Source organism: Hydrogenophaga sp. (genome assembly GCF_018780075.1).
Lineage (GTDB): Bacteria > Pseudomonadota > Gammaproteobacteria > Burkholderiales > Burkholderiaceae_C > Hydrogenophaga.
On record NZ_JADMKB010000051.1, the window covers coordinates 1 to 13,534 of the forward strand.

The 13,534-nt window shown below is 59.3% G+C and carries 8 protein-coding genes and 1 pseudogene; 3 read left to right on the plus strand and 6 right to left on the minus strand.

Features of this window, described 5'->3' with window-relative positions:
• A pseudogene (locus IV088_RS11055) lies at window positions 1–1,553 on the plus strand (hypothetical protein); the annotation flags it as partial.
• Window positions 1,554–1,622: 69 nt separating this feature from the next.
• Here the strand turns inward: IV088_RS11055 and epsE are convergent.
• From epsE to IV088_RS11070, 3 genes are all read right to left on the minus strand, one after another.
• Window positions 1,623–2,846 carry an exopolysaccharide biosynthesis GT4 family glycosyltransferase EpsE gene (gene epsE, locus IV088_RS11060; protein WP_291101805.1) on the minus strand — a complete coding sequence of 408 codons (1,224 nt, stop codon included), beginning with the start codon at window positions 2,844–2,846 and terminating at the stop codon, window positions 1,623–1,625.
• Window positions 2,847–3,183: 337 nt separating this feature from the next.
• A complete protein-coding gene (locus tag IV088_RS11065; protein WP_291101807.1) occupies window positions 3,184–3,903 on the minus strand; it encodes a hypothetical protein in 720 nt (239 codons plus the stop codon).
• A 160-nt stretch (window positions 3,904–4,063) separates the two neighbouring features.
• Window positions 4,064–5,518 (minus strand): undecaprenyl-phosphate glucose phosphotransferase, encoded by a 1,455-nt coding sequence (locus IV088_RS11070; RefSeq protein WP_291101809.1) that lies wholly within the window; start codon window positions 5,516–5,518, stop codon window positions 4,064–4,066.
• Between the two features lie 70 nt (window positions 5,519–5,588).
• On the opposite strand from IV088_RS11070, the gene IV088_RS11075 reads away from it, so the two are divergent.
• Together IV088_RS11075 and IV088_RS11080 are read left to right on the plus strand one after the other, a co-directional pair.
• Complete coding sequence (locus IV088_RS11075) at window positions 5,589–5,783, plus strand: integrase core domain-containing protein (RefSeq protein ID WP_291101811.1); 195 nt, start codon at window positions 5,589–5,591, stop codon at window positions 5,781–5,783.
• Window positions 5,784–5,953: 170 nt separating this feature from the next.
• Window positions 5,954–7,138, plus strand: coding sequence for a glycosyltransferase (locus tag IV088_RS11080; protein WP_291101813.1), 1,185 nt, complete (start codon window positions 5,954–5,956; stop codon window positions 7,136–7,138).
• A gap of 97 nt (window positions 7,139–7,235) precedes the next feature.
• On the opposite strand, the gene IV088_RS11085 is transcribed toward IV088_RS11080, so the two are convergent.
• The 3 genes from IV088_RS11085 to IV088_RS11095 all read right to left on the minus strand — a co-directional run bounded on the left by IV088_RS11085 (window position 7,236) and on the right by IV088_RS11095 (window position 13,527).
• Window positions 7,236–8,075, minus strand: a complete 840-nt coding sequence (locus tag IV088_RS11085; protein WP_291101815.1) for an FkbM family methyltransferase — start codon at window positions 8,073–8,075, stop codon at window positions 7,236–7,238.
• Window positions 8,076–8,197: 122 nt separating this feature from the next.
• The gene (locus IV088_RS11090; RefSeq protein ID WP_291101863.1) at window positions 8,198–8,887 is read right to left on the minus strand and encodes a 4'-phosphopantetheinyl transferase; all 690 of its coding nucleotides are present in this window, start codon (window positions 8,885–8,887) and stop codon (window positions 8,198–8,200) included.
• Window positions 8,888–8,889: 2 nt separating this feature from the next.
• Window positions 8,890–13,527, minus strand: a complete 4,638-nt coding sequence (locus IV088_RS11095; RefSeq protein ID WP_291101817.1) for a MupA/Atu3671 family FMN-dependent luciferase-like monooxygenase — start codon at window positions 13,525–13,527, stop codon at window positions 8,890–8,892.
• Between the last annotated feature and the right edge of the window lie 7 nt (window positions 13,528–13,534).

Genomic DNA, 13,534 nt, shown 5'->3' on the forward strand with positions numbered 1-13,534 from the left:
CACCAGCACCAGCACCAGCACCAGCACCAGCACCAGCACCAGCACCAGCACCAGCGGGCGTTCTTTCGCCCGCGCTGGGGGTTGAGTTCGTGGACGCTCAGGGGGTTCGGCAGTCGGTGCGGGTGGTCTCCGGCCAAACCACCGTCTCGGGTGTCGCGCCGTTCCTGGTCAAGTTCGACGCGTCAGGCACACGGGCATCGGCTGCTTTTGGTGCCCAGTCGGCGATCACAGATCCGGAAGCCCATGCCTTCCTGATGGCCGGATACCGTTTGAACTACGGCGAGAACCGAGGTGGCGCCTGGCAGTACCCGCAGGGCTCTGCGCATTCGCGGGACGAGGATACCGGGCCGCCCGTTTTCTCGTATGTGTACCGGACCCCAGGTTCGTATCCCGTGCGGTTGCGCACCCGTGATGCGCTGGGCAACGAGGCAGATGTGCGGTTCAACGTCGTCGTCAACGCACCGCCGGCCCCGGTCCTGATCCGACCCACCGCTGGCGGCTGGCCCAACTTCGTCAGCGGCGCCCGATACGCCCTCGAAGCCAACGGTGACTATCGGTCCTTCGGCGCGCTGGAGACTGGTGGTCGGCACAACATCGTGATTGAAAAGGTTGGCAGCGGAGCTGACCCGAGGATCGCATCCTTCAGCCCGGATGGGCGCAGCAAGTTTTCGGCAACGCGCCAGGGAGAGTTCCGAGCTGCCCATATCCGTCTGGTCAACATTGATATGGATAACTTTTCTTCCGGTCAAAGGGGCTATGACTATGTGGGTGTGATCGGCGGGCTGATGCGACAGTTCTCTGACGGTGGCCAGGCGTTTCTTTGGCACGAAGGCACTGAACTCATCAAATCCAATGTTCGCTTCCCGAGGGGCCTCTTCTTGCAGGACACAGAAGTGCGCAGCGCAGTGGGTGGCAGCGGATACATCATGTTCGGAACGTTTAACGGACTCCATGCTCGCAACACCAGGTTTGTTCATGTGGAAAACGGCCCCACGACCTATTTGATGCTGCGGGTGTACGGATCGAACTTCTCGTTCAGGAACAATCTTTGGTTCTCCCAAGCCAATGGCGGGCCAGCAAATGGCACCCTGATTGGGATGCTTGCTGTGAATGGTACAACCGCCACCCAGTGGCGAGATGACGATACGGTTGGACCACTCACGGCGACCAGCAACGGCCAAAACTACGGCTATATCTCGGAGAAACAGATACTGCAAAACAATCAGATGTATGCAGCTGGCTCGTATGTGACCAATGCCATCGCGTCAGTGGGTGGGGGGAATCCATCTGGATCCAGTCTTGTCTATCCTAGACTCATTGGTATGGAGGACAACGTGTTTTATCAAAGCGGTGATGTTGCTATCACTATTCAGAACGGTGAACTGTATGGGCAGTACAACTTCTGGAGAAACAATCGAAGGAGTATGGGTGCAGGCACCTACATCTCGGCAAACACAGCTCCACCAAACCGAAACGTCGGAGACAATACGACGTTCAATGGGCCCGTGATTAATGAATCCGCCAACAGCAGGCCGACCCCCAGCCGGTTCTGATCGCTATCGAATAAAGAGAGGGTTGTTGGTTTAGAAGCCCGCCCTGATCTTTTTTGATTCAGTTCCAGCTTATCCAGTTTGGCTGGAAATTATTCTTGCACTTAACTGATGGTGGTATTTTTCAGAAATCAGAGCGCGCCCTTTTATGCTCAGTGCCTTTGCTTTTTCTTGGTTTTGGCCTATCAATGATATGGCTTCAGCAAGTGCTGATGCATCGCCCGGCGGTACCATGATCCCATGATCGTTGCCCAATAGATCGGGAACGCCGCCTGCATTCGTTGAAATCACTGGCACTTCCATAGACATGGCTTCCATTATTGCAACGCCGAGAGGTTCTTCATGGCTGGCCAATACGAATACATGAGAATGCTCCAATTCTTGCTTCACCCTTTCCTCCGAGACAGAGCCCAACAGATTGACGCAGTCTTTGATTTTCAGTGCATCTATGAGTTGTTCAATTTCTTTTCGGTATCCAGTGCCCCCCTCATCATCTTCCCCAGCAATCGTGAGCGTGGCCTGTAGACCGGAACGATTAACCAGAGCAATAGAGTTCAACAGCACAGAGAAACCCTTGGCAGGATTGAGTCTTGCACACGAAAAAACCCGAAGCTCCTCATTTCCCCGCGGAACATAAGCAACGGTTCTTTGAAACTTGGCTACGTCCACCCCCATCGGTGCCAAGTAGAGTGCTTTGGGTAAATGGGGTCCCAGTTTCAAATCAAGATCTTTTTTAATCCAGTTGGTGATGATGATGCCAAACAAGGCATGTTTCCATTTATTTTCCTGATTCCCTCCCCAAATTGATATGGGGTTGTGCAGTGTCATGCTGTAGCTAACGCCAAATGTTCTGTGAGCGAACATTGCAATATTGGCTGCATCTGCACAGGAGTGCACATGCAGATGCTTCATTCGATTTTTCTTGAGGTGATGACCAAGCCACAGACCCAAGATCATCAGGGCAAACAATCTGGCCTTGCTCTCTCCCTTCAAAAGTTTGCTGCTTGAATCTCGCCAAGCTGTAAGTGCATTTATCGTTCTGGTGGGAGATGAAGCAAAAATCCACACCGCTCTTAGCATTTCAAATGGACTCAGAGGGTGAAGGTAAACCGTTTGAGATGAGGCCTGTCTGCCCCAGGTGGTTGATTGGATTCCCTGTGGAGGGCGTCGGGTTGAATACAACTGCACATCGACTCCAAGATCCTTTAGTGCACCAATTTCCCTCCAAAAAAAGTTATGAGTTTGACCGGGAAACTCAGGAACGAGATATCCTATTTTTTTCGATGTATAACTCATGACGTGATCCGAGATTTTTTAGGTCAAGTGACAGTTTTCAAATGCACGCTTTTGGGAAAGTAAGATTCCGCCGAGTGACCCAGGCCGGTATGCGTGGCGGTCCAGTCAAGCTTCCACTGGTGAGGTTTGAATGGCGAGGTACAGATAGTAGTTTGCCCCAGCTTTTGCCGACGGGATATATCCGATGGGTCCACGCAACCTGATTTTTGAACCAGGACACTGACCTTGTCCCCGATCTAGTTGTGAAGAGTCTGGAGTTCGGGGAAGAGATCACTTGAAGCTCATTCAGTTCTTTGGGGGCAGTTCATGCTTGGGGCGGTTTACTGCTGCCCAAGCCCTAACCACCACAAACGGGTTCGTTTTGTATTGCCGGGTGTCCCAGGCGTCTCAGCAATGCTTGCATTTCCTGTGGATCCTGAAAGACCTGTGCAAACTTGTCGAACAAGGACCGCTTGAGCAGCGGGAAACCTGCTTCCAGCATTTGCTCGGGACAATTCAGGCACAGGTCTAGGTGTTGCGAGCCGTCGGTGTACCAATACGCTCCCACACTCATGTGGCGGCTGGCCACGCGGGCCAAGCGTGTTTCCTGCAGCAGGATGACAGCGTTGGAATTGTCGTAACTCCACTCAGTGGACAACACTTCTGTGACAGCCTGCAGAAAATGGGCATCAAGCTGGCGCACGATAAAGGCAAATGACTGAAGGTGATTTTCTGCCAAGGCGCTAGCGCTGAGACCTGTTAAGCGCCAGGGTGCTTGCTCCATAAAGGGCACCAAGGGGGCGAAAGGTCCGAGCATCGAATCGTTGAGCACCAATACGTCCGATCCCGACGCGTGCCGTGCCAGTTCGGTCAGGCCAACCGCATAGGCCGAGAAATCGTAGCCATTGAGCGCCTTCCAACACAAGGCGTCACACTGCCCCTGCAGTTCCGTCAGCGTCGGATGATCAGGAGGGCAGGCGCAGACGATCATGAGTCGAGCATCCTCTGCGGCCAAGCGATCAAGCGTGAAGCGGTGTTGCGCCGACAATTGGCCCCGTGGCAAAAACATGAAGTACATCAGCCACCGACCGGGGCCCGTCGGGGGCTTGAGCAAGCGGGACGCAGGAGGGGGCCGCCTAGCCCAGCGAGCCGACCAGCGCCTTAGTACTATTCTCCAGTGTGGGGGGCTGGGAACATAGGGCCAAAGTGTTTTCGCGCCATGAAATGACCGTGCCAATTCAGTATGCATTTCTGCCCGTCAGCGCCCCTAACGTACGGACCAGGATCACCAGGTCCAGCCAGAGCGACCAATTGTTGATGTATTCGATGTCGGCCTCGATGCGCTGTTGCATGCGGTCAATTTCGCGCGTTTCACCACGCAGACCACGCACTTGTGCCAAGCCAGTAATGCCCGGCTTGATGTTGTGGCGTGCAAAATAGGAGCCAATACGCTGCGAGTATTCTTCGTCGTGCTGCACCGCGTGCGGCCTGGGACCGACGAGGGACATTTCACCGGTCAGCACGTTGAACACTTGAGGCAGTTCGTCCAAGCTGGTCTTGCGCAAGAATGCGCCGACGCGGGTGATGCGCGGATCGTCACGTGTGGCCTGCTTAACGCCGCCGCCATCGGGCTGGTGAACGTACATACTGCGGAATTTCCAGATGTGGAAAACCTTGCCACTCCAGCCTCGGCGAGCCTGCCGGAAGAAGACAGGCCCGGAGCTATCGAGTTTGATGGCAGAAGCGATGATCAGCAGCAGTGGCGCGACCATGATCAAGATCAGTGTGGCCAGCACCTTGTCTTCTACCGCCTTGAGCAGCAGGCGGGTACCAGTCAGCGGCGTTTCAGACAGGGTGAGCACAGGCAGGCCAGCCATCTCCCGCACACTGTGGTTGACCAGCAGAAGCGAAAAAATGTCGGGTATCCAGTGCACTGCGACATTGCGATCAAGCAGCTGGAAGTAGATCTCTTCGATCATGTCCGTTTCGCCGAGCGGAATAGCAAAGTAGACCGTTCGGACATCGTGTTCCCCGATGATCTCCAGCATGTTCTCTATGGTGCCGATGACTTCTGTTTCCCTTAGGGCAGCGAAGTCGGAGCCGTGGTACATCGTTGCGACTGGTTTGCCAGGGCGTTCATTCTGGTCGGCTGGCAGTTCTAGGCAACCCACCACCTTCTGATTCAGCCAAGGGTTGCCGGATATTTTTCCCTGCAAGTAGCGTGCGAGTTTCCCGGTGCCGATGATCAGCACGTTCTCGGTCGGTACAGCCCGTCGCATGACCCGGGTTTGTATTTCGCGGCTGAAGTAATGCAACACCACTTGCAGCAAGTAGCCGAGAAGGTAGAGCTGAACCAAAAGCAAGCGCGAATACTCGTCTGTCTGTTTGGTGGCAAAGCCCACCAACAGTAAGAAAGCAAAGGCCAACGACCAAGACTTGAAGAGAGTCAAGGCCTTGCGCGCAAAACTGCTGTTGCTGCGATAGACGCCAAACTGATCGTAAGCGAACAGCATGCCTATGGCCAGTAAGAACAACAGGATCGAATAGGCGGAAGAAAGTCCACCGATCTGATGGCTGATCAACAGAAACGCTAACCCCAATACAGCCACGAGATCCAGCAAGGTTTGCACGGCAGTTGAGATGCTGCCGCGGCGCTTGAGAATCGAACGGGGGGAACGCTTGGGGAACTCCATGGAAGTGGAGTATAGGTTCGTCAGTCCTTCCTGACAGTTCGCGGATCAACAGTTCGAACGGCATGTCCTGGTGCGCGAAGGCCTCCAGGGGCGCTTCGTGCGCACCGAGGTACTGGACTGTTACGTCTTCGAGTCACTGCAGGAGGTGCGTGACATGACGACCGACTGGCTGCACCGCTACAGCCACCAGCGCCCCCATGAAGCCCTCGGCCGAATCCCTCCGGTCGATTACCGTGTCAAACTGTTCCCCAACCTCTACTTCTGACTGGCGCAGGCATTCGAGGGAACTTCAACGGCCCATTCCTTGAGGACGAGGGTTTTAGATGGAGTTCAGTTTCCAGCCTGTGGGGGCACCGGCTGAATCCAGCCTGCGCGTGAAGTGACCGCTCGGATTAGCATCCCCTGGTTCAGTCAATCTTTCAGACGGTTCACTCTATGCCCAACAACACTCTTGTGATCCTGCCCAGCCTTGGAGCCAATCTGTCGCCCAGCGGCAGTATCCTGTTGACCGAAAAATTCGTCAGCGGCGTTCGGATGACTGTTGACCACTGGGATGGTCCAGTTGAGGTGCTGATCCAGAAAGACAATGCGAATCATTCTGGAAATCTTGACGATGTCTGGGTCAAGCTGGAAGATCTTCCGTTCCGCGTCACGGTCGCAGATTTTCACAGCCCTGAGGCAAAGTCGGTGATCGCTCGCGCAGCGGTGGTGCAAGGCGGCGCCGATCACAACCTCAATCACATGCCGGGCTGGTGTTCCGAGTTGGGAGCCCACTACGTGATGGTCTCGGAATACACCTTGCGCACGCGCTGGCAGATCATCGACGCGGAAAGGCTGAATCCCTTGGTGACTTGGCGCAGGAAGGTGTGGGCTTGGCGCCAAGAGAGGGCGAACCAGACAGCCGTGAAGGCGGCAGCCGCCGTTCAGTGCAATGGGACGCCGACCTTCGACGCCTATCGGCCCCTGAATGAGCGGGCGATGCTTTATTTCGACAGTCGGGTGACGGCTGACATGCTGCCCGCAGAACCTCGTCTGGCCGTGCGCGAGGTACTCTGGTCTTCCGCGAAGCCCATGCGCCTGGCATTTTCTGGTCGACTGAACCGGATGAAAGGTGTCGATCACTTGCCGCTGGTGGCACAGGCTTTGCGCGATCGCGGGGTGCCGTTCACGATGGACATCTACGGTGATGGTCCCTTGGTCGCAGAGTTGCAGAAGACCATCACGCGACTCGGGCTGCAAGACACCGTCCGCCTGGGCGGCGTGCTGGACTTTGCATCCGAACTCATGCCAACCGTGCGTGATGCTGTGGACCTGTTCGTCTGCTGTCACCGTCAAGGCGATCCTTCCTGTACCTATCTCGAGACACTTGCGTGCGGAGTGCCCATCGTGGGTTATGGCAATGAAGCTTTCGAGGGCTTGATGCGGCGCTGCCCGGCAGGTGAAAGTGTTCCGATGAACGACTGGTCTTCAATGGCTGCGGTCATTGAGAAGCTAGCCCTTGATCCTCGGCGCTTTGCAGAGATGGCGCGGATCGGGCTAGCGTTTGCGCGAGAACACACCTTCGAGCACGAGTTCAAGCGCCGGATTGAGCACATGGCGCAATTGCTCGCCAGCGATTGACGGCGTGCCTTGGAAGGTGCATCAACCAGGTGTGGAGGTGTCGCGAATCCGGGGATGAACAAGTTGCCATGCAGATGCATTAATCTACATGGGCACTTCACATCGGGATGGGGTGTGCGATGAAGTTGCTACCCTTGAAATCTTTGATGTTGTCCAGATCAAAGGCATCAATTTTTGACTCGCTGGCGGACGCTTCATCAATTTGAAATATCTGGTACCCGATTTGATGAAGCAATACACGAATTTTTTCTGCAGATGCATGGTTGCTTGTGCAGGTGTCGGGATCATGCCAAATTCTTTCTTCTATTCCGCTGAAATTTGGTAAAACTTCGAAAATAATTGTTGGTCGTTGAGATGTGAGGGTTTCTTTCAAACCCTCCATGACCTGGATCTCAGCGCCTTCAACGTCTATCTTGATGGCTGAAATCTGAGTGATACCCATCTCGCTCAATATTTCATCGCCCATTCGACACTGAACAAAGGTTTGTGTCCTGTTGCTCGCAAGACTTTTTCGATCTATCAGGCTCGCACACTCGTCGGTCTCACCTTCGGAAAAAAAGGAAAGAAGACGATTGCTGTCGCCAAGCGCAAGAGGTAGCACTTGAGCATTCACCAGTCCGTTGGCCTTGATGAACTGATCGGCGTTGAAGCAGCATGAAATTTGGGGCTCGAATCCCACGTAAGCCCTGTCTTTGTCGATGCTCAAGACCTTGGCGAGTGTTTGGCCAGCGTTGACACCAACATCAATAAAGGTCCCACGGCGGGTTTCCAGCACCCGACGTAGTATGGCTTCTAGGAACCCTTCGTGCTGGTCCGAAGAGGTTGTGAAGCGGCAAGGATAGTAGCCCGGCATCTTGAATTGATGGTTGCCAAAGCGAACTCGCCGCCCAAGCTGGTGAAGCAATCTTGGCAGGTGATAGGAAAGAGTATTTTTCATGGAAGCTCTTGTGTGAAGATGGGCCAATGACTACCTTACGCCAAATCGCTTGCTTGGAAAAGTATTTCTGATTTCATTTCTGTTGACCCCGCAGGTAGGTCCCGGTGTGCGCTTGGCCACACTCACTGGATAAGCAAGCTAATGACCATGCCTTGATCGATCATCAGCCTTCCGGTAAGAAGCTCCGGCAAAACTCCATTGTCTTGCCAATTGAGGGGATGCGCAGAAAATTCAGTGCTCTCCATTGTGGGGTCCATGACAATCTCCACGTCATGAAAGTTCAGCATGCACGACGTCTGAGGGTAGGCCCACTTGTAATACGCTTCTTTGGCAGAGAAGATGCGCGTCATCCATCTGGCCTGAACAGCCCTCGAAAGTGCAGACGCTCGCCATATCTCATTTGGAAGGCCTATCAAATTCCACAATTCGCGGGGCAGGTCTTGGTCGGGCTCCACGTCGACACCGACTGCGTTCCAGTGCGACTTGAGAGCAACCACCGAAATACAGGTTTCGCGAGAATGGGAAATGGAGCCCACGAGGTCCGCTGGCCATTGCGGTGACCGATCATGTTGTACGGGTATGGATGTGACCGGTCTTCCCAGCCTCTGCATCGCCTCGCGGGCTGCTGAACGTCCTGCGGCGAACTCCTTCCGTCGATGGGGGATGGCTCTTGCGATGGCAGGGCGCTCAATGGGTGCGAGCGTGCTGACGTCACCGTCTGTTGAGCGGCAGGCCACTGCGGCATGGCGTCCGAGGTGTGCCTGCAAACCCGCTTCGAGGCGTTGATAGTCCACAAACGCAGAAGGAGCCACGATCAAGTCACGCTGCCTTGTCCAGCACGCATGGCCCGCCTGCGCGACATGGCATCGGTGCGCATCTGGGCCCGCTCCGCGGATTCGGCCGCCGCTTCCGGGGTGTCGCGGGGCTTGTCGTTGAGGTGCGCGGCCAGCGCGGCCAGGGTCGGGAAACGGAAGATGTCGGTGATGCTCAACCGCGTGGTGTTCAGGGCCTGCTTGATTTCGCGATGGGCCTGCACCGCCAGCAGCGAGTGGCCGCCCAGTGCAAAAAAGCTGTCCTTCGAGCCGATCTGTGGCACGCCCAGAATGCGGGACCAGATGGCGGCGATCTGCTGTTCGACTTCGTTTTCGGGTTCGACAAACACCTCGGTGCGTTCGCGCCGAGTGGTCTGCGTGGGGGCGGGCAGGGCCTTGCGATCGACCTTGCGGTTGGGGGTGAGCGGGAACTTCTCGACCGTCACGAAGTGGGCGGGCACCATGTGCTCGGGAAGGCGGGTGGCGATCCACTCGCGCAGGCGCTCGGTCGACAGGCCGGCATCGGCACGCAAATAGGCCACCAGGCGCACGTCGCCCGGCTGGTCCTCGCGAGCAACCACCACCGCCTGCCGCACGCCGTCGGCCGATTCGAGCACGGCCTCGATTTCGCCCAGCTCGATGCGGTAGCCACGGATCTTGACCTGGAAATCGGCCCTGCCGAGGAAGTCGATGCGGCCGTCCGGGCGCCAGCGAGCCAGATCGCCCGTCCGGTACATGCGCGCGCCACCTGGCGCCATGCTTTCAGGGCGCACGAAGGGGTCGGCCGGGAAGCGCTCGGCGGTCAGATCGTCGCGCTGCCAGTAGCCACGAGTGACCCCGTCGCCACCGATGTAAAGCTCGCCGGGTGCGCCCACCGGCACCGGTTGCTGGTGGTCGTCGAGCACATACATCTGGGTGTTGGCGATCGGTCGCCCGATGTTGACGACCGACTCGTTGGCGCCAGCGGTTTCGGTCGACGACCAGATGGTGGTTTCGGTCGGGCCGTACATGTTTTCGATGGAGGCCTTGGTGACCAGACCCAGCTCCGCCACCAGCGTACCGGGCAGCGCTTCGCCACCGATCATGAGGTGCTGCACCTGCGACAGTGCGGCCTTGGCCTCGTCGTTCATGGCGATCATGCGCGCCATGCTGGGCGTGCATTGCAGGTGGGTGACGCCGTGCCGGACGATCTGTGCGGCGATCGAGAAATCGTCATGGGCCACGGCGGTGGGTTCGTTGGAGCGGCGCAGCACCTCCGCCAGGGGGTACAGGGCTTCCATGACCTTTTCGACGGGGATGCCATAGTCGATCAGGCAGGCGACTTCGGCCACGCCGATGGCCTTGAGTTCCTCCACCCGTTTCAGGCAATCGTCCACGGTGCCAAACAGGCCGGAGTCCTCAAAGTACCGCAGGAAGGCAAACTCCAGGATGCCCTCCAGTTCGTCTTCGGTCAGCGACCGCAGGTCCAGCTCGAACGGGTTGCTCACGCCCACCGGCTTCTTGAAGGCCGGGAAGGCCCAGGCGTATTGCTTGATCAGGCCGGCCGCGCTGCGCAGGTAGTCTTTCATCGGGCCACGGGCCGTTTCGCGAGCCTGCTCGCGGTCTCGCGCCACGTAGGTGTGCAGCATTAGGGTGACGGTGAAGTTCGCCGGGTCGTGGCCGGCGTCGCGCAGCGCCTGGTGGTAGATCTTGATCTTGCCGCCGACCTCTTCGACGGTCTGCCCCAGCAGGTGGGTCAGCACGTGGGCGCCGATGGCGCCGGCTTCCTTCCAGGTCTCGGGGTTGCCGGCGGTGGTGACCCAGACTGGCAGCTCCTTGGAGACCGGGCGCGGCTGGGTGAGCACGTTGAACGGCTCGCCGGTGGCGGTGGGAAAGGCCACGGCTTCGCCACGCCAGAGTCGGCGCAGCTGCTCGATGGTTTCGAACATGGCCTTCTTGTTGTTCGGCGGGGTGTTCTGCGGGCGCAGCACGAAGTCGTCGGGCTGCCAGCCGGACGCGATGGCGAGGCCCGCGCGTCCGTTGGTGAGGTTGTCGATCACCGCCCATTCTTCGGCGATGCGCGCCGGGTGGTGCAGGGGGCCCACGCAACTGCCCGCGCGCACGCCGATGTTCTTGGTGACCGCGGCCACCGCGGCGCCCGTCACCGAGGGGTTGGGGTAGGGGCCGCCGAAGGCATGGAAGTGGCGCTCGGGCGTCCACACCGCGCAGAAGCCGTGCTGGTCGGCGAACTTGGCGCCTTCCAGCAGCAGCTCGTATTTCTTGGGGCCAGCGCCGTCGTCGTTGCCCCAGTAATACAGGCTGAAGTCCATCTTCTGCGCCGAGATCGGCATCGTGCCGCTGGAGACGAGTGCACGGTTTTCGTCGCTGGAGAGCACGAGCTTGAAGCCGCGCGCCAGGGTGTAGAACAGCTCGAGCACCGAGATGTCGAACGACAGGCTGGTGACGGCCAGCCACACACCGGGCGGGTCGTGGCGGATGCGGTCGTCCATGCCGCGGAAGAAATTGGCCACATTGCGGTGCTCGACCATCACGCCCTTGGGCCGGCCGGTGGAGCCCGAGGTGTAGATCATGTAGGCGATGTCGGACGGGCTCACGCCGCTGACCGGATCGGTGTCGGGCTGGCCGCCAATGGCAGTGTCCTGATCGATCACCAGCACCTCGGCCTGGTGGGGCGGCAGGCTGTCGACCAGTGTGGACTGGGCAATGATCACCGGAGCTCCGCTGTCCTCGATGTAGAGGGCGATGCGGTCGGGCGGGTAGGCCGGGTCCAGTGGCACGTAGCCGCCTCCGGCCTTCTGGATGGCCAGGGCACCGATCAGCAGGTCCAGCGAGCGGGGCGTGTACAGCCCGACCAGGGTGCCAGGCCCCACGCCCATGGCCGACAGGCGATGGGCCACCTGGTTGGCCCGGCGGTTGAGCTGGGCGTAGCTCAGGGCTTCGCCTTCGAACACCACCGCGGTGGCGTCGGGTGTTCGGCGCACCTGCTGCTCGAAGAACTGGTGCACGCAGGTCTGCCGTTCGTAATCACAACGGGTGTCGTTCCAGCCGTAAAGCACCTGTTCGCGTTCGGCCGGGCTCATGACCGGCAGGCTGCCGAGCGCGGTCTCCTGGGCCGCCGGATCGCCCAGTGCATCCAGCACCCGCTGCAGGCGCTGGGCCAAGGTCGATGCGGCCTCGGCGGTCAGACGGGCTTCGTCGTGCCACAAGGTCAGCGCCCCAGGGGCGGTGACCTGGACCGTGATCGCCGTGCCTTCGACACCGGCCGCTTCGGCGTCCGTCGCCAGGCCGACCTGGGGCACGGTCAGCCCCTTGATCGCCGGGTCTCGCGCCACCAGGTCGAGGGCGAAGGCCGGCGCCTGCCGGGCCCGTTGCAGGGCCTCGGCACATTGGGTCGAAAAGGCTGAAAACGGGGCGTCTCCGACGGCCTTCAGCCGCAACGGCACCCAAGTCGACAGGTGGCCGCTGGCCCGGGGTGCATCGGCATCGCGGTAGGCCAGATCGAAGCTGCTTTTGCCGCTGACGCGCGCCACCCAGGCAGCCACCGCGGCCAGCAGGCGATCGCCCGACAGGCTGGCGGGCACCGCCATGGACATGGCCTGCCAGCGACCGGGGACCGAAGCGGAAGCCGCGAAAGGCAGGTCGATGCCTTCCGGCGCCTGCAGGCAGCGGCGCCAATTGGTTTCCCCGGCCACCACGCGCGCCATGGCATCGGTGAGTGTCCTGGCCGTGTCGGCGTCGAGCAGGGGCAGGCGGTCCCCTGGCTTCGCCACGGTCGTCGGGCATACCGCAACGCCCTGGAGGTCTCTCAGGCCTGTGAGGCGCACCGGCGCCGAACCGGTGCCCACCACCAGTCCCCCCATGCTCGCTTCGAGCACCTCACCCGGCGCTGCGGTGGCTTGCCCGGCCTCGACGGCCGCCGCAGACACGAGCAGAACCCGTTCGCCCACCACCAGCTTGGGACAGGTCATCGGGTTCCAGTAGCTGCCGTGATCCAGCGCACCCACCAGGGCCACCACCTCGTCGGCGGGACGGGTCAGGTCGATGCGGGCAGCAGCAGCAGGGCGGTCCAGCCGCGCGTGGTAGCTGCGCTGGCTCAGGTCCTGCGGCTGGCGCTGCGGGCCGGGGCCGTGCAGATCCACCAGCAATTCGGAGAAGCTCTCCATGGCGGCTTCGTAGCAACGCGTGTTCAGGGTCAGCGCGGTCTCGTTGGGTGCCATCTCGAACAGCTGCTGCTTGACGATATCGCCTTCGTCAATGCCGCCTTCGATCATGTGCCAGGTCACGCCGTGCTGTTTCTCGCGTGCCAGGATGGCCCACACCGGCGCATTCAGGCCGGCATGGCGCGGCAGGGGTCCGTCGTGGAAGTTGATGGCGCCGCGTGCCGCTTGATCCAGCACCGCCTGGGGAATGACCGAGAGGTTGGCGATGCTGAACAGCCAGTCGAAACCCACGCCGGCCAGCCGTTCGGCGAGCCCCTCGCCGGGTGCTTCCACGCGCAGGCCCCGGCCCATCGCCCAGGCGCGGATGTCCGGGTTCCTGGTGATCACCGCATGGACCCGGTCGCCACCTTGCAGCAGCCGCTCCGAACACTGGATCAGCAGGGACTCGTTGCCCATCACCACACAGGAAAAATTGCTCATGGAAAAC